11 protein-coding genes are annotated in these 21,987 nt (G+C 39.7%); 3 read left to right on the forward strand and 8 right to left on the reverse strand.

The window, feature by feature from the left end:
- Positions 1-599: 599 nt before the first annotated feature.
- A complete protein-coding gene (locus tag BV372_RS09380; RefSeq protein WP_086686119.1) occupies positions 600-1,658 on the forward strand; it encodes a J domain-containing protein in 1,059 nt (352 codons plus the stop codon).
- A gap of 40 nt (positions 1,659-1,698) precedes the next feature.
- On the opposite strand, the gene BV372_RS09385 is transcribed toward BV372_RS09380, so the two are convergent.
- From BV372_RS09385 to BV372_RS09420, 7 genes are all read right to left on the reverse strand, one after another.
- Positions 1,699-7,302 carry an ATP-binding sensor histidine kinase gene (locus tag BV372_RS09385; RefSeq protein ID WP_086686121.1) on the reverse strand — a complete coding sequence of 1,868 codons (5,604 nt, stop codon included), beginning with the start codon at positions 7,300-7,302 and terminating at the stop codon, positions 1,699-1,701.
- A 158-nt stretch (positions 7,303-7,460) separates the two neighbouring features.
- Complete coding sequence (locus tag BV372_RS09390) at positions 7,461-8,237, reverse strand: ABC transporter ATP-binding protein (protein ID WP_086686123.1); 777 nt, start codon at positions 8,235-8,237, stop codon at positions 7,461-7,463.
- Positions 8,238-8,547: 310 nt separating this feature from the next.
- The gene (locus BV372_RS09395; RefSeq protein WP_086686125.1) at positions 8,548-9,858 is read right to left on the reverse strand and encodes a response regulator; all 1,311 of its coding nucleotides are present in this window, start codon (positions 9,856-9,858) and stop codon (positions 8,548-8,550) included.
- A gap of 5 nt (positions 9,859-9,863) precedes the next feature.
- Positions 9,864-13,220 carry a PAS domain S-box protein gene (locus BV372_RS09400; RefSeq protein WP_086686127.1) on the reverse strand — a complete coding sequence of 1,119 codons (3,357 nt, stop codon included), beginning with the start codon at positions 13,218-13,220 and terminating at the stop codon, positions 9,864-9,866.
- 625 nt (positions 13,221-13,845) lie between these two features.
- Positions 13,846-14,856 (reverse strand): iron ABC transporter permease, encoded by a 1,011-nt coding sequence (locus tag BV372_RS09410; protein ID WP_086686130.1) that lies wholly within the window; start codon positions 14,854-14,856, stop codon positions 13,846-13,848.
- Positions 14,857-15,114: 258 nt separating this feature from the next.
- Positions 15,115-15,801, reverse strand: coding sequence for a pentapeptide repeat-containing protein (locus BV372_RS09415; protein ID WP_086686132.1), 687 nt, complete (start codon positions 15,799-15,801; stop codon positions 15,115-15,117).
- A gap of 693 nt (positions 15,802-16,494) precedes the next feature.
- Positions 16,495-16,977 (reverse strand): hypothetical protein, encoded by a 483-nt coding sequence (locus BV372_RS09420; RefSeq protein WP_086686134.1) that lies wholly within the window; start codon positions 16,975-16,977, stop codon positions 16,495-16,497.
- A gap of 698 nt (positions 16,978-17,675) precedes the next feature.
- Here BV372_RS09420 and aroF point away from each other — a divergent pair.
- The gene (gene aroF / locus BV372_RS09425) at positions 17,676-18,548 is read left to right on the forward strand and encodes a 3-deoxy-7-phosphoheptulonate synthase (RefSeq protein ID WP_086686136.1); all 873 of its coding nucleotides are present in this window, start codon (positions 17,676-17,678) and stop codon (positions 18,546-18,548) included.
- A gap of 1,059 nt (positions 18,549-19,607) precedes the next feature.
- Positions 19,608-20,273 (forward strand): PEP-CTERM sorting domain-containing protein, encoded by a 666-nt coding sequence (locus BV372_RS09430; protein WP_179198027.1) that lies wholly within the window; start codon positions 19,608-19,610, stop codon positions 20,271-20,273.
- A gap of 663 nt (positions 20,274-20,936) precedes the next feature.
- Here BV372_RS09430 and BV372_RS09435 read toward each other — a convergent pair.
- Complete coding sequence (locus tag BV372_RS09435; protein ID WP_086686140.1) at positions 20,937-21,299, reverse strand: hypothetical protein; 363 nt, start codon at positions 21,297-21,299, stop codon at positions 20,937-20,939.
- Positions 21,300-21,987: the final 688 nt, after the last annotated feature.

Consider the following 21,987-nt stretch of genomic DNA (forward strand, 5'->3'; position numbering starts at 1 on the left):
GCCTCAAACCTAAGCATAAAGACTGTTTTACTTCTGAATTCTGAATTCTAACTCCTGAATGCTGCTGTATGTTTGATGCTTTTGTCTGATACAAGTTTTAACCTTGATAGATGGAAGCCTTAACTAGATGGCTGTAATCAGATTTGGTATAACCACAAATAGCACGCAAAATATCTCATACATCACCTCCTTAAGAATTATTTAGTGGGTGAATTTCTATTTCCTCGGATAGTATTTGCTCTGAAAAGTAGCTACAACTTCTTCCTAGATAATTCTGGAAAATCTGAGTAGATAGTAATCCTAAATCTTTGATAAAATTATTCCTGGCTCTGTAACCTTTACGTCCTCGTTAGTAGCTGGCGATCGCCAGAGCCTTGTTGATATCAAAAATTACTGGTAGTACGCCAATTTTCTAAATCGCTTACACAAATTACTTTTTCCTGCTTCTTTGTTCCTCTAGATTCCTATTTGGAGTATCCAGTCAGAGAAAAAGTATGACGCTAATCATGTATCATTTATAAAGTATTTTCTGTAAGTATTTACCCAAAGACTTAACAGTTCTGTTCTTTATTTAAACTTTAAACGTTTCTACGTCTTTTATGCCGCGAACAACCTCATCTACATCTGGCTCAGTCAAATCAACACCACTAGCTCTGTCTGAACTACATATCCGCTTAGAGGCTCTAGATAAAGAACATCAATCGCTACTGAAACAGATTAAGCGCAAGCGAACTGAACTGAAAAACTTTGTTGAGAAAATGCGTTCTCTAGCCACAGAAATATTTCAACGAGCTACTCCCAGCCTCAACAAAATGACAGACCTCGATCGAGAAATTCATTCTCTGTTTGAGGAAATATTGGCTACAAGAAAATTTGGTAAACAAACAGAGAAAAATATCAAAGCAGTTTACCGTAAACTCCAGTTAGCAGGAATCATCAGTCCAAAACGCGATCGCGAACTAGAAGAGCCAGACTTAGACGAGCTATTTGAAAATCTCCAGCAAGATAACGATTTCTCCCAAGGCGGTGAACAACGGTATCAAAATTGGGGAGGACAACAAGGATTTTCATCTGCTGCTGAAATCAACAAAGATGAATCTCGAAAAATTCGTCAGACCTTTCTTAAATTAGCTGAAATATTTCACCCGGATAAGGTAACAGACAGCGAAACGCAGATGTACCATACAGAAATCATGAAGGAAATTAATAAAGCTTACCAAGAAGGTGACTTGGCAAGGCTTTTGGAAATTGAAAAACAGCATGAATTGGGAGAATATATTGATAATAATAACGAAGATGATTTAACTCGAAAATGTAAGACATTAGAACAGCAAAATCAAATTCTTAAAAATCAATATGAGAATTTAAAGAGGGAACTGCGTCAGGCAAAAAATACTCCTGAAGGTGCGATGGTATCTGATGCTCGTAAAGCTGCTAAACAAGGTATTGACTCTATTGATATGATGTTAGAAACAATAGAAGCACAGATGACTATAGTTACTCAAATCCGCGATTTTGTGCAAGACTTTAAAGAAGAAAAAATAACTATTAAAGAATTTCTAGGCGGCCCAGCAGTTTTACATTCTTTGAACCAGGAAATGATGGAAGATATTTTAGAGCAAATGTTGTCAGAATTAGATAGAGTAGTGATTTTCTAAAGTATGGATATTTGCAGATATTTCCTAATACCTGAAACATTTAACGTCGAATCGGTAAGGTAATAATAAACTCTGCGCCTTTACCTGGTGTAGACTGACATTCTAACTTTCCTTGGTGCTTGTCTACAATGATTTGGTAACTAATAGATAATCCTAAACCCGTGCCTTGACCAACTTGTTTGGTAGTAAAGAATGGGTTAAATATATAAGGCTTAGTACTGGCGCTAATGCCAATACCATTATCAGCAATGCAAATTCTAATTTCATTGGAATTGCAGATTTCTGTACGGATGAAAATTTGGAGTTTGTTAGCAGCTTTTCCCCGAATAATTGACTGTTCCAAAGCCTCAATTGCATTTATTAGTAAATTTAAAAATACTTGATTGAGTTCTCCTGCATAACATTCAATAGCTGGAAGTTGGCTGTATTGTTTAATAACCAAAATTTCTGGATGTTCTGGTTTTGCTTGCAGGAGATTTTGCAAAATCATCAACGTGCTATCAATACCTTCATGAATATCAACGGCTTTGATTTCTGCTTCATCAAGACGTGAGAAATTTCGCAGTGACATGACAATATCTCGAATTCTTTCAGCACCAACTTGCATGGAATTGAGAAGTTTAGGCAAGTCTGCGGTGATGAAATCAAGTTCAATTTTGGCAATTTCGGCTTGTAGTTGTGGTGTAGGGCTGGGATAGTGTCGGCGATAGGTTTGTAATACAAACATTAAATCATCAATGTATTCAGTGGCTGGTGTGAGATTACCATAGATAAAGCTGATAGGATTATTGATTTCGTGAGCAATTCCTGCTACTAGTTGCCCTAAAGAAGACATTTTTTCATTTTGAATTAGTTGAGATTGAGCGGTTTGTAAATTTTTGAATGCTTCTTCTAATTGCTGTGTTTGTGCGTTTAATTGCGATGTCCGCTCGGCAACTTTTTCTTCTAAAGTATGGGAATATTCTGCTAATTGAAAGTTTGCCTGTTTTAGTTCTGCTGTTGTTTTCGATAAATTAGTGTAGAGTTGAGCATTTTGTAAAGAGATGGCGGCTTGCGCTGTTAATAGTTGCACAACTTCTAAACGATCGCGCGTGAAAACTCCTGCTGTCAGTTGATTTTCTAAATACAGCAAACCTATCCACTCACCTTGATTGATAATCGGAGTACACAACACGCTTCTCGGTTGATGTTGGGTAATGTAGGGATCGCTAGCAAATCGAGATTGTGTGGCAATATCATCAATTACTAAGGGTTCTAAGGTACGCTTAACGTAATTGATCACGGTAAGCGGTATCTCCTGACTTTCTTCTAAAGGTATAGCTGAGACATCTGTATGAGCGAAAATTTTACCTTCATCAAAACTCGCTATAGACGCGATCGCTAACTGATTATTTTTGGGCAACAAAAGTACAGATTTTTTCGCTCCAGCATTCTCCAGCATGACTTGCATGAAAATTGACAGGAGTTGTTCGAGTTGAATTTCTCCAGCGATCGCTTGTGAGGCTTTTAAAAATGCTGCAAAGTCTAATTGGGCTGAAAAATTGACGTTACTGCTAGAGAGAGTTGTTTGTTGATGATACTCTATGTCCAGCTGCGATGCAGCTTGATTTTGCTGCAACAGTTGGGGGTAAAGTGCTTCTAATCGCTTAACTTGTGCTGTAGCTCCCCACTGAGTATAGGCATTAACCGCCTCAGTTAAATAAAGTTGGGCAATATGAGTTTTATTTTTTGTCAGCCAAAACTTTGCGGCTAATTCATTAGCTAGCGCTAAATTTTGCGTAAATCCATTGACTTGGGCAGATGCGATCGCGCGATCGTAAAGATCCATCGCCTCTAATTCTTGTTTGCTAATCCGAGCCATCTCAGCTTGAATTAACAAATATTGATGTTCAAAGTTCTCTGGGCAATTATCTGCCCAAATTTTCAGCTGGTTTTGATGGGTAATTAGGCTTTGCCAATATTGGCGTTGTTTGGATGGTGAAACTTGACGATAAAGCGCAGCTAAAATCAAAGAATGGTTAAAGGGATAACTAGCCGAGGTTGTAAAACCTAAAATTGCTGGGAGATAGGCTTCTGCCTGGGTTATATGCTTCAAAGCCAGCTGATACTGTTCTTGCAAATAAGTCAATTGGGCTTGCAAAATGTGGGCGATCGCTATTGCCATTGGTGTGTGGCTAACATGATGGCGTTCTGAAGCATCTTGATAATTGCAGGAGCCAATTAAACCATCTATTACCTTTTGTACTTCCAATAAAATTTCAGATAATAAAGTGTTTTGCGTTTGTTGTGCAAATGGCAGAAATTTATCAATTTCCAAGCGAATACTATTTAGGTTAGTTCCCTGGAAATACTGATTGCATATATTCCCAAAAATATTGTAGCCAGCAAATTGTAACTCTCCAGATTCCAGTCCAGCTTGATACCCGTCATTATTGGTAGAAATTGCTAAATGAGTTGGCTTCATCCAATTATTTAACCAACTACCTAATAACAAATTAACTTGAGATTTCTGACCTTTATGATGAAATTTTTCGGCTATTTGAGTAGCGATCTCTCCAAACTCGTACCCTGTACGATAATCTCCAAAGAAAGAACCAAGAATTAAACCATAATTAGCATAAGCTTTGGCGGATTCGGCAACATTGCCGTATTGAATAGAGAGATTGACAGCCTTCACTGTAATTAAGATATATAAATCAAGTGTGGAAGTAATATAAGTAGGGGGATCTAAATTAATCAATAATTTAATTGCGTAACAATAATTGGGATTTAGATTTTCCGGCAAATCTAAAATAGCAGTTATTTTTTGATTTTCTAAATGGGCTTGAATTGCCGCAATTTCTGCATCGATAGCAGCGTTAAGATTATCTTCTGGTAAATTAATGTCTAATAGTGATAAAGCTTCTTTACCCGCTTGAATAGCTACAGAGTAATCGGCTTGAAGTGTACGCTGTACAATTAATAAGTTATATAATTCAGCTTTTTCTAGTGCTGATTGTGCCTGGAATAATGCTTGTTGAATAAATGCATATGACTGTTCAAAATTGCTGTTAAGATACTCAACTTCTGAACGCTCTTTGTAAAGGGCAAAAGTTAATTCATACTGTTGTAACCAGCTATCTTCAGCCAAGAACTGCATAGCGATCGCTAAATATTGTGATGCTGTAGCGTAAGCTGTAGAGGCTTTAGCTTTACGCCCCGCTTGTAAATTTAATTGAGTAACTTGCTCTTGCTCCTTGGGTTCAGTGAGCAATTGCCAGCCCATATTTAAGTGATTGGCAATCTCAAAAATATGCTCTTCCTGTTCTGCTATCGGAACATTTTGCAGCAGTAATTTTCCAATCTGCAAATGAGTGATTTGTTTTTGTGCATCGTCAATTAGAGAATAAGCTGCTTGTTGGACGCGATCGTGAAGGAATTCGTATACATAATCTTGCGAAGGCAGAACATCTTCTTCAGAAATAGATGCAGACCACTGCTGAATGTCAACTACTAAATGAAGTTCAGTCTTAGTTAAATTTAAGCTTGTATTTTCAGCAGAAAGTTTAGCCTCTGCCTGTATCTGCTCATTTTCTTGTTGAAAAAGTTTATATGTGTGACTAGTTGGAATAATTAACCCTTCAGCTAAAGCCGACCACAAATCACTTGCAGTTTTCTCTAGAGATTTCTCATAGACAATTGCTAGGGTTGCTAAGTCAAAGGTATTACCAATACAAGCTGCTAATTTTAAGACATTTTGTGTTGTGTGGGGTAACTTCTGCAATTGCAGAACCATAAATTCCACAACATTATCCGTTAAGTTTAAAGTCTGTACTTGATTCAAGTCATAACGCCAACTGCCAACCTCTGGTACAAAAGTAATATGTCCCTCTGCATGAAGTGTTTTCAACATTTGAATGCTAAAAAAAGGATTCCCCTGGGTTTTTTGGTAAATTAGTTGTGTTAGTGGTAATGCTTCTTCTAGTTTGCAACTCAAGCTATCTGCAAACAGGTGATTTAGATCTGTGGCAGTGAGAGCAGTTAAAGTAATAGTCGTTATTGCTGCTTGATATTCAGAATTGCGAATTTCTTCTAACGTCAGCATTAAAGGATGGGTATCAGAAACTTCGTTATTCCGGTATGCTCCAATTAATAACAAATGACTGATCTGCTTTTCACTGATCAGCATTTCGAGTAGCTTGAGTGATGCCATATCTGCCCACTGCAAATCATCCAAAAATATCACTAATGGATGTTCTGGGGTTGTAAAAACTTGAATAAATTTGCGAAATAAGCGATTAAATCGTTTTTGTGCTGCATTACCCAAAAGTTCTATTACTGCTGGTTGTGAACCAATAATTTTCTTAAGTTCAGGAATCACATCAATAATTACTTGAGCGTCATCCCCCAACGCAGCCAAAATTTTATTCTTCCATTGAGTAATTTGTGCATCGCTTTGGGTAAGAATCTGTGCCATTAAATCTTGCAATGCCTGTACAAAGGCAAAGAAGGGAATATTGCGTTGAAACTGTTCAAACTTACCTTCAATAAAATAGCCTCTGTGCCGGACGATGGGCTTTTGCACTTCATTAATCACAGCAGTTTTACCAATACCAGAAAAACCTGCTATGAGAATCAATTCACTTTGAAGTGATATATCGGAGTTTTGATTTATTTGCTCTTGATTGCCAGCAACTCGGTCAAATACTGCCAGTAACGTCTCTACTTCATTTTGGCGACCATAAAGTTTTTCTGGAATTAAAAAGCGATCGCTAATGTCTTTTTGCGCGAGTTGGAAGGGTGCTATCGCTCTTTTTTCTTGCCACTGACAAAAACACCACTCTAAGTCATACTTTAAACCGACAGCACTCTGATAGCGGTCTTCAGCATTTTTCGCCATCAGTTTCAGCACAATATCTGAAATTACTTGCGGGATTTCTTCTCTTCTGCCTTCTAATAATGGTGGTTGTTTAGCAATATGACAGTAAACTAACTCCATTGGATCGGATGATTCAAAGGGTAACTGTCCAGTTAATAACTCGTAAAAAGTCACACCTAGAGAATAAAAATCTGTGCGATAATCAATCCCCCGATTCATTCTTCCAGTTTGTTCTGGAGAAATATAAGCTAGGGTTCCTTCTAAAACATTAGGGTTTTGAAGTTGTTGGGTTTCTCGTGGTAATAAAGAAGCGATAGAAAAATCAATTAGTTTAACTTGCTTAGTTTGGGGATGAATCAAAATATTGGCAGGTTTAACATCTTTATAAAGAATGCGTTGTCGGTGCAGTTCACCAAGAGTTGCCGTAATTGCAATGGCTATGGGAAAAAATTCTTCTAGGGTAAATTTACCTGAGGTCGTATGTTGATTAAGGTAACTAGATAAAGAGATACCGCCATAATCTTCCATTACTAAAACATAGCCATTTCCATATTCTTCGAGGCTATATGGTTTGACGATACCGCTGAGATCAAGATTTGCAGTAATAGTGTACTGGTTACGAAACTGGATAAATTCGCTGAAATTGGGGGATTCATTCTGCATCATTTTCAGAATCACAGGGTGTAAATCTTGTTCTCTGATTCCCCGGTAGACAACTGTTCTCGTTCCTACGTAGATTTGTTCATCAATCCGGTACCCTGGAATTTTCAATAATGCAGTCAGCATATCTATGGAACTACTATTAATAATGTTTTAGCTATCAACTAGTGTTCCCACGAGGCTATGCTGTATAACAATGAATAATTCGCCGCCCAATTAGATACTTATCTAGTTGCGACTGTATTCCTTTATTAAGAGCAATTAGTAAATTTTACTCGCTTAACTTACACAGCAGCGATCGCACAAACTTGTAAACCAACAGGCGTATGAATAATTACAGATTCCACGCCAAAGACTTGGGCGATGGTATGCGGCGTGAGAACTGCTTCTGGTGTACCAACCTCCCACAAATGACCTTGTTTTAAAAAAGCAATGCGGGAACTATAGCGGGCGGCTAAATTCAATTCGTGTAACACTGTGACGATAGTTAATTCCTGTTGCTGATTAAGGTTTTTGAGCAATTCTAATAGTTGTAGTTGATAGCTAATATCTAAATAAGTTGTTGGCTCATCTAATAATAAGACTTGCGGTTCTTGCGCCAATGCTAAAGCTAAAAAGGCACGTTGTCTCTCACCACCGGAGAGTTGTTCAACTAAGCGATCGCTCAATTTTTCCAGTTGCGTTTTTGCAATTGCTGCTTCTACTTGCTGTCTATCTTTACCTGTTAATTCCCATTGCCACCAAGGTTGATGAGGTGTACGTCCTAAACTAACTAATTGCCGCACTGTTAAGCCGACAGGAACAGTTTGTTGTTGTGGTAACAATGCCAATTTCTGAGCAACTAAATTCGGTGGTTGCGAGTGAATCGCCTTGCCATCTAGTAGTACTGTTCCCTGTTGGGGGGAGAGAATGCGACTCAGCAATTTCAGTAATGTAGACTTACCAGAACCATTGGCACCCACTAAACTTAACCATTCTCCTGTTTGGAGAGTGAGGTTAATGTTTTGAATAATTGGGGTTGTAGTGTAACCACCAGTCAGGTTTTGTAATTCGAGTGGCATTTGAGGAATGTATAGCAGGATAGGGAACAGGCAATACTTTTAAAAGGCTTTTGCTACCTGTATTGTATGTAATGCAGGTTTACTAATCTATCTGGTAATCGCTATAAGTAAGTCGGTGCTAATATTTAAAGCTAAGTTAAGGAATATAAATGTAGTAAATGTAGGGTGTGTTATGCCGTAGGCTAACGCACCTTGAATCCTTGATTGTGCGTCGGTGCGGCGCTTGGCGACAACACACCCTACTTCTATCTGTATTGTATGTAATGCAGGTTTACTAATCTATCTGGCGATCGCTATACTATTCAAAAATTTACTGTTGAACTGGAATTTTGATCGCGAATTCCGTCCCTTTTCCTGGTGTAGATTGGCATTCGATACTACCACCATGCTTTTCTACTATAATTTGGTGGCTGATAGATAAACCCAATCCAGTTCCTTTACCTACAGCTTTAGTCGTAAAGAAAGGATTAAACAGCTTTGCTTTTACTTCTTCACATATTCCTGGGCCATTATCAGCGATGTGAATGGCAACCCAATCATCTTCGCTCATCATCGTGCGAATTTTAATCAGGCTAGGGTTTTGTTTAATATCTTCCAATGAACGCTGTTGATTATATTCATCTAGGGCATCAATAGCATTAGCAATAATATTCATAAATACTTGATTCATTTGTCCGACATAGCATTCAACTAGCTGAAATAAATTGTAATCTTTAACTACTTCGATTCCAGGATGCTCAGGTTGTGCTTTTAGGCGATGATTCAAAATTGTCAGTGTACCATCAATACATTCATGAATATCAACCTCTGCCAAACGAACTTCATCTACATGAGAGAAAATTTGCATAGACTTGACTATTTCACGAATGCGCCGTGCGCCAAAATTCATCGATTTGAGTAGATTTAACAAGTCATTATCAATAAATTCTATGTCGGTTACTTCTAGTTCTGCTTGAATGCGAGGGGTAGGATTTGGATATTCCTCTTGATACAGATGCAGAAGATGTAGCATTTCTTGAGTATATTCATTGGCATGGATGAGATTACCATAAATAAAATCCACTGGGTTATTAATCTCATGAGAAATTCCAGCAAACATCTGACCTAAGCTTGACAGTTTTTCACCTTGAACTAGCTTGATTTGTAGCTGTTTTAGATCATCATAAGCTTGATTTGCTTCGACAAATTTTTGCTCTAGCAAAGTATTTTTATGTTCTAATTCTTGTCCCAAGTTATGCAGCTTTAAATGCAATTTCACCCGTGACAAGACTTCTTGTTGCTGAAATGGTTTAGTGATATAGTCCACAGCCCCAACTTGAAAACCTTCAACTTTATTGGTGGTGTCAGAAAGTGCTGTCATAAAAATAACAGGAATATCTTGAGTTTGTGGATTTGCCTTTAATTGCCGACAGGTCTCAAATCCATCAATTTCTGGCATCATTACATCTAATAATATTAAATTGGGTAAGGCATATTTGACTCTTTCTAAAGCTACCTTACCGGATTTCGCTACCCATACTTCAAGACCAGCTTGATCCAAGGCATCAGATAAGACACCTAAGTTAGCAGGATTATCATCAACAATTAGAACTGTCGTAGTTTGTGCAGTTGCAAAATTCATAACGCTTACTTGTGAAATTGAAGTAGGGCTAGAATTTCTTGGTCTTGAAATCCTTTTGCTAGTTGGTGCAAATGTTGTGCGAAGGGAATATATTTGTGATCCATTTGTGTAATTAATGTTGCCTGTTTTATAATTCCCTTAAAATTGCCTTTCATTACCAACTCATAGAGAATTTCTATTTCTGATTGCGGTGGTAAGACGAGTTCAGCATTTTCCAGATTTAGCTGATTTTCAGGCTTTTTCTGTTCATAAATCCAGTCTAAATTGAGATAATGCCGCAGTTTTTGAAATAGTACACTCGCTTGTATAGGTTTAGCCATAAAATCATTGCCGCCTGCTTCTATGCTGCGATGTTGATCGCTTTCAAACACGCTCGCTGAAGAAACAATAATAGTAATGTCTTTATATGTTTCCGACTCGCGAATGCGCTTGATCAACTCGAAACCATCAAGTTCTGGCATCAGCAAGTCAGTAATTACGAGATCCGGTTGAAATTCCAAAATTTTCTGCCAACCCTCTTCGCCATCGGTGGCTTCAGTGACATCAAAACCGATGGGACTGAGCAAATTGTTAATTACTGAGCGATTTTCCCATTTATCATCAACAACCACAATCTTCGGTTTACGGTCTTTAATACCAATAATTTGACCATAATCGTCAGCTTGAGAGGTTTTCACCCACTCATCAGCTTCCGGTAAGTGAACCTCAAACCAGAAAATACTGCCAACACCTAGATCGCTCTGAACTTGAATCGTGCTGCCCATCAATTCCACAATTCTTTGGCTGATTGCCAATCCCAATCCTGTGCCCTCGATCTGTCGTCGGCGATCGCCTGCTTGCTCAAAGGGTTGGAAAATCGCTTGCAGTTTTTCTGGGACGATGCCTATACCTGAATCACGGACTTCAAAGCGAATTTTGCCTTCAGAAGCATAGCTAATGGTAAAGGTGACACTGCCAGCATCGGTAAATTTGATGGCGTTGCTGAGTAGGTTGATTAATACTTGTCGCAGTCGTTTTTCATCGGCACGGATCGCAACGGGTAATTCTAAAGCCAATTGATGACGGAACTCAATGCCTTTAAGTTCTGCACGAATGCGACACATCTCAGCTACACCTTGGAGGAATGCGGGGAAGTGGAAGTCGCTAGTCATAAGTTCCACTTTCTGGGCTTCGATTTTCGACAAATCGAGGATGTCGTTAATTAAGGTGAGCAAATGAGAACCGCACTGGTAAATTACATCAATGCGCGATCGCTCATCTTCATTCAGGTGTTTAGAACGCTGGAGAATTTGCGCATAGCCGAGAATACCATTCAGGGGAGTGCGTAACTCATGGCTCATGTTGGCAAGAAATTCGCTTTTGGCATGACTGGCGGCTTCCGCTGCTTCTTTGGCTTGGGCGAGGGCAAGTTCAAATAGCTTGCGTTCGGTAATATCGTTGTTAATTTCCAGTTGAGTAGAAGGCTGTCCTTTGGCATCGCGCTGTAGCGTCCAGCGACTTGCTACAATGATCTGCTGACCATTACAAGTAGTGTGGTGTAGTTCGCCTTCCCAATGTCCCTGCTCTAAAAACTCGCTCAAGATTGTATCTAGTGGTTTGGGAAAGTCTGTTTGCAGGAATGTGTGAATGTACTGCCCAATCACTTCTTCCCTTTTCCAACCGTAGAGGACTTCTGCGCCACGATTCCAGTATGTAATTCGGTCGTCTAGATCTCGAATGATGATACTGTCGCTGGCTGAGTCTAGAACTTCTAGGGTTTGACGTAGTGCATTTTCGGCTTGCTTGCGTTCAGTAATGTCAGCGTTAGATCCTACCCACTCACGAATGCTACCATCTGCTGCTAAAATTGGCACTGCCCGTGTACTCATGTAGCGGTACTCGCCATCATAACGGCGTAAACGATACTCAACTTCATACAGTATTCGATTGCTAAAGGCATTTCCCCAAACCCTGGCCGCGTGAGGTTGATCTTCAGGATGAATAGCATTTAGCCATCCCCACCCGTCTTTCATTTCTTCAAAAGTCTGTCCGGTAAATGCACTCCATTGGGGTTGCTCAGTGACAAATTTGCCTTCTGCTGTGGTATGCCAGATAATTTGGGCGGTAGCTTCAATTAGGGAACGAAATCGTTCTTCACTTTGTTGTAGTGCGCGTTCAGTTTCTTTGCGATCGCTAATATTTCGTGTGGTGGCGATGACGCCCAGGATGTTGCCATGAACATCTTGCCAAGGAGCCTTGGTAGTGAGAAAGGTGCCGCTGATTTCACCATTAGAAACATCTTCCTCATAAGTTTGAGTCACACCTGTAGCAAGAACCTGGCGGTCTTTTGCGATAATTTCACGGGCAACATCTAATGCCAGTATTTCAGTATCATCTTTGCCGATAATCTCCTCAATTGGTTTACCCATGAAGTTGGCTAAATTCGAGTTAAGAGCAACATGACGCCCTTGACAGTCTTTGACGACAATAAAATCTGGTGTACTTTCCAAAATCGAGCGTAAAAGTGCGTTGTTCTCGCGTAGGGCAACTTCAGCTTGTTTGCGATCGTGGATGTCGTTGCAAATACCTACCCATTCGCGGACACTACCATCTGGTTCAAAAAGCGGGATACCCCGCACCTGCATATGACGATACTCGCCATCACATCGTCGCAGACGATATTCTACTTCATATGCACTACCTGTTTTAATGGCTGTTTCCCAAGCCTCGCCAGTTGCTAGGCGATCGTCTGGATGAATTGCATCTAGCCATCCCAGCCCCAAAAATCCCTCTACTGTTTGCCCTGTAAAATTCCTCCAGCTAGGATTATCATCAGTAACGTTGCCATCAGATGGCACTACCCAAACGACCTGAGAGGTTGCAGTAACGAGAGACCGATAGCGCTCTTCATTGTGGCGCATGGCGATTTCTGCTTGTTTGCGCTGGGTGATGTTTTCGCTAAACATCATAATGCCGCCGATTTCACCGCTTGCCATATACCAAGGGCGAATTGACCAACTTACCCACTCTATCGAACCATCTGCCCGCGGGTAGGGATCTTCATCACATTGTTCAATTGCTCCTGCTAAACAACGTTGGTGAATGGACTTCCACTCTTGGGGGATATCAGGAAATATCTCATAGTGAGAGCGTCCAATAATATCTTTGGGTAGACTATATTCTTCCAGCCATTTGTGACTCACAGCAAGATAGCGCATTTCTTGGTCTAATATGGCGATCGCAACGGGAGCATATTCAATAGACTGCTGCAAGTGTACTTCGCTCTGATGCAGGTTGATTCCTGCCTGATTGCGATTTGTATTAATATTCTCTTGTTGCTGGGCACTGTTTTGGGAATTTTCTGATGGTAAGAGATCGCTCATCTTAAACTTTGGCTCTTGCTGGAATTTAGTATTGTTACTCAGGAGTCAGATTCGTCATTTAAGATTGGTTACGTATAACCATCAGTGTTTGCTCTCCTGTAAGATACAGAATTCCCTCTGAACGCGAACAAATAACAGAATTAAGCAAACTTAACGTGAAGCGTATTACTGTCAGGGATCTCATTGTAGATGCGATGTCTTCTTTACCCTTCGGGAACGACTGCGTCGAACGAGACGCTGCGCGTAGCTTGCTTCCCCGTAGGGGTACGACAAGCCCTTCGGGTTCGGTAGTTGCTTCAAGTCGGGGAACCCGCCCAACGCACTACCTCACCGCTCCGCGTCTACGCCCCATAGTGAATTAAAATTGCAGGTCGATGCAATCGCATTGTCACTCGATGCAATGGCATTGTTACTCGATGCAATCGCATTGTTACTCGATGCAATGGCATTGTCACTCGATGCAATCGCATTGTTACTCGATGCAATCGCATTGTTACTCAATACAATCGCATTGCATGTCGATACAATCGCATTGTTACTCAATACAATCGCATTGCATGTCGATGCAATTGCATTGTCAACCTCAAAATTATGGATAATCACCTGCAAACAATATTGTTCCCTGCTAATTCAACCCCGCAGAACGGCGATAAAGTAACCAGATAAATAACGGTGAACCCAGCAAAGCAGTGACGGAGCCTACAGGTAATTCTATGGCTCCCAATCTAGAGAGTAAATCGGCAAATATGAGTAACCATGCACCTGCTAATGCTGAAAGCGGTAAAACAAAACGGTGATCTGTGCCAACAATTAAGCGGACGCCGTGAGGAACTACAAGACCGACGAACCCAATCAAACCGCTGATGCTAACTGCACCTGCGGCGAGTAAAGTAGCAACACCACCAATTAAAAGACGCGATCGCGTTAATGATACTCCCAAACCCAAAGCCAAATCATCTCCCAAAGCCAACACGTTGAGCGATCGCGCCAGCAAACATCCGCCCAGCAATGCCACAATAATGTAAGGGCCAGTAGTGGTAATTTCTTTCCAACCTCGTCCATTTAGGCTACCAACCAGCCAGTTAAGTGCAATTTGAATTTGACCGTCTTCGGCTAACAGCAGTAATGTACTTTGTACTGCACCAAATAAAGAACTCACAGCCACTCCGCCTAAAATTAAGCGCTCAACCGCAATTCCTGACCCCGCACGGCCAAGGAAAATAACTATAGCCGAAGTCAAAATTGCTCCCACCCACGCCGCCAGAGGAATAGCAGCCGGGAAGATTTGCAACACTACCATAACTATGACAATTAACCCTGCACCTGCGGAAATACCTAAGATAAAAGGATCAGCAAGACTATTGCGCAACATTCCTTGCAGTAACGCCCCTGACATTCCCAAAGCTGCACCAACAATCAAAGCAGCAATAATCCGCGGGAGCCGCAAATCCCAGAGAATTGTCTGCTTAACCGGATCGCCTTGGTGAAGAATTGCTTGCCATAATTCACTTCCACTCAAAGGTACTGCGCCTTGCGAGAGGGAAAGCCCTAAGGTCACTACCAGTGCTGTAACTAAGAGTAAAATCGCCCAGAGTAGACGGTGTTTGGTAAAGATTGTCTGCAATGATTTATTCATCTCAACGATTAAGGATGAGTCTAGCGCCCATTGGTGTCAACTGAAGTTTAAACCCCTATCCGAGATATATTTGACGCCAAATTTTTACTACCAAACAAAACATGGGTGGAGCGATCGGCAGTTATTGTAGCTAATTTGGGGCAATTATCTGATAGCGTTTCTATGACCTTGGGAATGCAGACATCACCTTTTTGATAGAAAGCAGTATCAACTATTTTCAATTATGTTTCTTTCTATGGAGTGAGTGACAAAAGCAGATTAAGTGTGAACTGCACCATCAGGCATAATGGCTCCACTTAAATTAGCTCCAATGAGTTTAACCAGAAGGCGCTCGCCAGAGCGAATCCGCGCACCTGTTAAATCAGCTCCCCGCAAGTCAGCGCCACTGAGGTCTGCTCCAATTAAATTAGCAGAGCGCAAATTTGCCTCTCGGAGATCGGCTAAAAGTAGGTTAGCCCGAAATAAATTTGCCTCCGATAAATTTGCACCCCTTAAATTAACTTTGTGCATAAAAGTATCGCTGAGATTTGCGCCACTCAAGTTCGCAAAACTCAGGTTTCTTCCCGATAAATCTTTGTTGCTCAAATTAGCCCGACTAAAGTCTTGACCACTCAAATCGGAGTTTTTCTGTGTTGGTTGATGGTTTGTTTGCGGTGGCTTTTGTGGTTGAGGAGGTGATGGTGAAGAAGGCGGTGAATAAGGCTTGGAGTAAGTTTGTGAGTAAGTTGCTCCTTGATGCTTAACTTTTAGAGAACGCAATTTATCACGTGCTTCATTAATTGCTTTAATTTTGTCTTGTGCCTTTTGTTGTAAACGGAGATTGTCTTGCGGAATGCGATCGGGGTGCCACACAAAAACCAAATCTTTATAAGCCTGGTTCACTTCCTCAAGTGTTGCACCAGGCTCTAATTCCAAGGCTCTATAATACCGTTCCAACTCGCTCATAAGATGTTTTAGTGGACAATCAAGTTAATTATGAGTGATGCATCCCTCTATTGGCTTAATTCTTTATTAAATCTCTATTTACTTGTACTATTTAATAACACATATACTTTGAGTTTTTGAGCGCCAATAGAAGTAGTTTTAGCAATCTGACTAGCTCAATTAATATATTGAGCCACAGTAGCCTTCCTTTCAAAAAAAGTTATATTAATATGCTAACTGATACAGTACGGCAATTTTATCAGGTGTATTAGCTATTGTAAAAGCTACTTGTATAGTGTTTTTGTTGTATTTATCTACTCCTTTAACATTATCTAAAAATGATCGCAAATAGTTTTGTTGTTGAATTTGACGATTAGTGGTTAGTGAAACTCCTATGATTGTAAATAATCAAGCCATATACGATCTTTGCTGAGTGCTGATTCTGAGCGTAAGCGCAGAATAGGCAAATTTGACCCTTTTGCCAAACCTGAAACGAGAGACGGGGTATTTCTGTTGCAACTGCTTGTATAGTGAAGTCTTACAGCAGAATACTTTCACACAGTTATTATACAAGCCAATAGTGACGAACTCAGTCCATCAATAACCTTTCTGCTAGCAAACCACTCTTAGCAGCTGGCATAATTGGGCTGTTCTGGGATTTTCCCTTTAGTCAATAGTTATAATTAATTTTTCTCTATCTTCCTATCTCTCCATCTATCCATTTCTCCATCGATTTATAGCTCTTAAATATGCTGCAACTGGAATTTGATAAACCTCAATAAAAATCCAAACAATAATTGCTAAATGTAACAGAAAAGTTAATATAGTCCAGATATATGGTATCCAAGTAATAAATTGATGTGGAGATGGAGGAAAATTGTAAGCCACAATGCCAATCAAAGTTGTGGGCAAGAGTATAAAAGCAATTGCTGCTAACCCATAGCCCCAACCTAATTCCACGCCTTCTAACTGGGCTTCTGTCCAACTAAAACCATTCCAAGACCAAACTAGCGGCGGTTGGCGGGAAGGCATCTTGATTTGCTGTTGTTCTAGGTTGACAGTAAAAATCTCTTGGCAGAAGTCACAAGCCATAGCTTCCATTAATGGCATCCGAGTAATCTTACCTACACGGCAGACTGGGCAAGGGTAAGCTCCTTGAGAGTCGAAAGATGTGGCTAAAATTTTAGAACGAGGCATCATAAAACCTAGTGGCAATAATAATGTGATTGGGCCGCCGCGGAATTTGACAAGAATGATGAATTGCTAGATTGTTTAGAGTTCATCAATATCCTGTTACCCATGACCCAAAAATAGTTGTAAGTTTATATAATTTCTACTGTTACAAGTCAGGAAAACGTCTTGACAGGCGCAATAGTACTGAGTTTAACCCTTTTTTAAGAGTTGTGGAGCTATTGACTCCACCAACTGGGTCTGTTATCGTGACTTATATATAAGGATTACATCAAAATTATCTAGTTGCGTACACTAAAAATGTTCAACAGCAAATCTTACTTTTATTTTTGGTTTAAGGCGGTTCACCGGCGGTGAATTAGTTTCCTAATGGAAACCGCCAGGTGAACCGCAGAGCAAACTCTGCGGTTTTTGTTTTTTTGGAGCAGGCGCACAGGTGGCGCGCCACCCGCTACGAATGAAATAAACAAGTTAATCCTGTTCGCTGTTCCCTGTTCGCTGTTCCCTTTTTTCTTTAAAGCATTTCATCGTCATGATCTATTTCGGTAGTTGGTTTTATGGTTTTTACTTTTGGCCCAGAGCAAGTTCCGGGTAAATAGCGTCATGTCGATGATTTAGAACGCGCCCGGAACTCTCAAGCTGAGATTCCGGGCTTTTTTGTTATCAACCTCACTCTCATAACCTCATACAAGGAGAATCTCACAATGATTAATGCTCAACTCGCTGCTCAATCTCACCCTAGCCACCAAACAATCGTCAAACTCTCAGAAACAGTCAGCTTCGGAGGAGAAGAAATAGTAATTATCGGTGGTCCCTGCACAGTTGAAAGCTTAGGGCAAATGCAGACAGTCGCGCAAAAGTTAGCTGCTGCACCTGTACAAGCTTTGCGTGGCGGCGTCTACAAACCTCGCACATCTCCTTACGCTTTCCAAGGAATGGGAGAAGAAGGACTGGAAATTTTGGCAGCGGTGCGATCGCGTTACAATATCCCAGTTGTGACTGAAGTTATGTCAATTGCCCAAATTGAAATAGTTGCCGCCCATGCTGATATGCTGCAAATTGGTAGCCGTAATATGCAAAACTTCGATTTGCTCAAAGCTTTGGGACAAGCCGGCAAGCCGATACTACTCAAGCGAGGACTGGCGGCGACAATTGAAGAATTCGTCATGGCAGCCGAATATATTTTGAGCCACGGCAATCCTCATGTGGTACTCTGCGAACGAGGCATTCGTAGCTTTGATAATTATACTCGCAATGTGCTGGACTTAGGAGCCGTAGCTGCTCTCAAGCAAATCACTCATCTACCCGTGATTGTAGACCCATCCCATGCTGTAGGTAAAAGGGAATTAGTAGCACCTATGGCTAGAGCTGCTGTTGCTTGTGGGGCAGATGGATTAATTATAGAGTGTCACCCAGAACCAGAAAAATCTGTTTCCGATGCACGTCAAGCACTATCTTTAGAAGATATGGTGAATCTAGTTAATAGTTTAAAGCCTGTAGCCGCAGCAGTTGGGCGGAATATCTCAGAATCAATCGGGGTGGGTTTAAAACCTGCCCCGATTTTTTGTGCTGCTTAAATTTTGCTGCCAAGCGATGTTTGAAAATATTAATTTTAGAGGCATAGGATGCTATGTCTCTAAATTGTGTCTAGATTTTACTGAGTATAAAGACTTAAACCACCGCTTTTCTTCATCTTGGCATTATCATCTGTTGTGCCTTTTGAAGAAATAGTATCCTTGTGAACTTATAACTCTCAATCCTGCGCAATTTTCAATATAGCAATTGGATTATTGCGATCGCAGTCTGTATTACCAAGTAGGTATGCTAACCGATTTCTACAGTTTGAAGAGCATGATGCTTTAGTTAACCTGCCTTTCCAAAAATTCTGCCATTAGCATTAAATCATAAAGCACAGTTCGCTTGCCTATTCCTAGCCTAGCGCCAAGATATAGCACTACGGATGAGTTTTGCTGTCTTGCATAGCCACTAAAAGATTGAAAGCGTATCAATAAAATACAAAGCAGCACTAAATACTTTGCCTTACAGGCAATTTATAGAGATTTCATCATTCTAAAGATAGGGAATTGATTTAAGCTTGGTCAAATAAACTATTCTTTATCCTAGCTTCACAGATAATTGTAATTTTTTAATTAGCCTTTGTATAATCTAGAATTTCCTGATGATGCTTTAAATACTTGAAGTATTGAAGGGTGTATTTTATTTACTGTGCTACAACAGAATGAACGTCAGTCATGCTATTCATAGATATTGGTGTTGTAATTACCTGTATAATAGCTGCTTTTTATACTTTCAAGCTTAAAATACTGACTTAATATTTTCTTGATAAAACCAGACATTATACTTAAAAGACTTAGTATTTGAGGTATTAGCAAGACTTTATACGAACTTTATGGACTAATGTATTGTTTTTACAATTACTTTATGTAAGTCCAGAGGAAATACTTAGATAATAAAAATATCTGAAACAATGAGGTTAACATGTCCTTGTTATTGCTAGTAATAGCAAATACAAATAAGCAAGTGAATGTTTACTACCACCCGAAAAGCTAATGTTTGCACCTCATTAGGACAGTTTGCAGATAGCAAAAACCTAGTAATTCTGGATGGAGAAAATTATGAATTTCAAATCAATAGGCTTAGGAATAGCTTTGACTTGTGGCACATTAACCTTAGGTAGCACTGTTGGTGTATCACAGGCTCAAGCGGCTACAGTGGGAAGTGCAAATTTCGCGGGACTTTTGAGTTTTAAGAATCAATCTCAGGTTAATCCGGATACTGAAACACTATATTTCAGTAATCCAGGAAATGTTTTGAAAGCTAAGGGTATATTTGCTGGTTCCACTACTGTTACCATAGGCACTGGCAACCCCTATAGCCTGCTATTGAATAAAATTTCCAACTCCAGCCCTACATCAGCTCTATACACAGCAAATTTAGCTTCCATAACTGACCCATTCCTTACTTTTAGTAATGGGATAAAGTTTCAAGTAACTGGCATATCCAACTTTCTGAGAACGACCAATTCGGACACTACGAGCATTAGTAACCTTTCGATCGCTGGAAAATTCTACAATGGTGTAAATGCCATAGCTGATGGAGCTATCACTGCACAACAGAAAGATGGTGATCTGGATAATGTTGGCAGTTATTCATACAGCATAGTTGCTAAAGATGTTCCTGAACCTTTAACTATCTTAGGTTCAGCAACGGCTTTAGGATTTGGCACTGTCTTGAAGAAGAAATACGCCAAAAAGCAGAGTAAAGAAAAGGTAATGGCTTAATCACCTTTTCAAGAACTGTCCTTAAGCATACTGAAACGCTGGTTGAATATCTAGCTTTTTGCTTGTTGCATCTAACCATTTATTTATCTACCCAAACAAATAGTACCCTTAGTCTCTCAACAGAGCTTAAGAGTAGCGATTGAGTTCCCTATTTGGTATTAGTACAAAATTTCCCCAGATTATTATATTGTTATCAGGTTTATCCAGGTGTTACCAGCAAATGATTCAATTCTTCACAAATATGAAATGTTGTACTAAACCATCATTCAATAAATTATGAAGTACAAGGTGCATTTTTCTAAAGCTTATTCACCCAGCGTAAAAATTAGCTAAATCTAGAAGGAATTAGAAAATTTGAAGTTTGAATTATGTTAATTCATTAGACCCATCAAAAAATTAACTTAGTAAAAAAATAGAAGATAAAATTTTATTGTTATACGTCTTTGTATTTCAGCTATATAACTTTAGCGGATTGTACAGCATAATAAATCATGCTGACGCTCAAAATTTGAAAATCCTATTTTAGTTGTCTAAACCATTATCAACTTTGAAAAGACCTGATAGCTAAGTTGATTGAAGCCATATGAGCAATCTTTAAAACTCTTGTACAAACCGGGTTATAAATTTCTGGACAAGTCTATTAAGCATCTAGAATTATTGCCGTCATCGATGAGGCTTGCTAGCTAACGAAGCACTACCAAGAAAACTGGACAAACCCACTAGCATCCAGCCTAAACAGATATGCTTTCGTGACTGCCAATCCTCTTGCTTGCTGATTATCTCTGATTTGGTATTAGTATCGATAATTTCTAGCCCCCAACATCCCAGCGCACTTATCCCGAAAAGGCTAGCAATCAAGACAGAGGAAATTGTGATTGTTTCTAGAATGCGATCGCCCAGAGTTTGTTGTATGATAAAACGCTTGACAGCACGGCGATTCTGAATCATAGCCAACTCAACTTTGTCTACAGGCTTTATATACTTTTGTTGAGTCGGATGAGCAGCAATTTGTTTGTTATTAACCATTTGTTTCCACCTTTGTGTGTTTCTAGGGTTTCAATGTAAACAGCGGAATCTAACCGCTTATTTGATTTAAAGGACATGAACTCTAGATGGCTTTTATATCTTGGCTTCTGTGAACTAGAATCTGTTGAAAGCAGTACAAAGAAATACCTCTTTATTGTAAAAAAATCTTGTTATTTAAGTAAGCTTTTTATTAAGCTGCGATGGAAATTGTAGGATAAATACTGTTATATTGTATTTCATTAAGGCTTTGAAACTTACCTAAAAATTTTATAAAGTATCAGCATAGCTGGCACTACATTCTCCAGATAGATAATTATAAATTGTTGTGCACCACTGCTATTCTTTTTTATAAAAGAAAATAAGTAGTTACACACTACCCCTAAGAGGATGTTTGAAAAGTCCTGCTGTCGGTAGCAAAACGTTTGTAGATCCCCCTAAATCCCCCTTAAAAAGGGGGACTTTGAGTCCAGTTTCCCCCCTTGAAAAGGGGGGTAGGGGGGATCTAAATGTGCTTAAAAACACTACAAACCACTTTTCAAACAACCTCTAAATGTTTTGGTTCATTGTTTGCAAAAACCAAGCTAGTACCTCACCTAAAAGGCTTGATTTGCTCTTCCCATTGATTCATTTATGACTTTGTTTCATATTTATTCTGTAAAAGCAGCATCTGGTCACTACCTCGCATTCT

This window comes from Nostoc sp. T09 (genome assembly GCF_002154695.1).
GTDB lineage: Bacteria > Cyanobacteriota > Cyanobacteriia > Cyanobacteriales > Nostocaceae > Aulosira.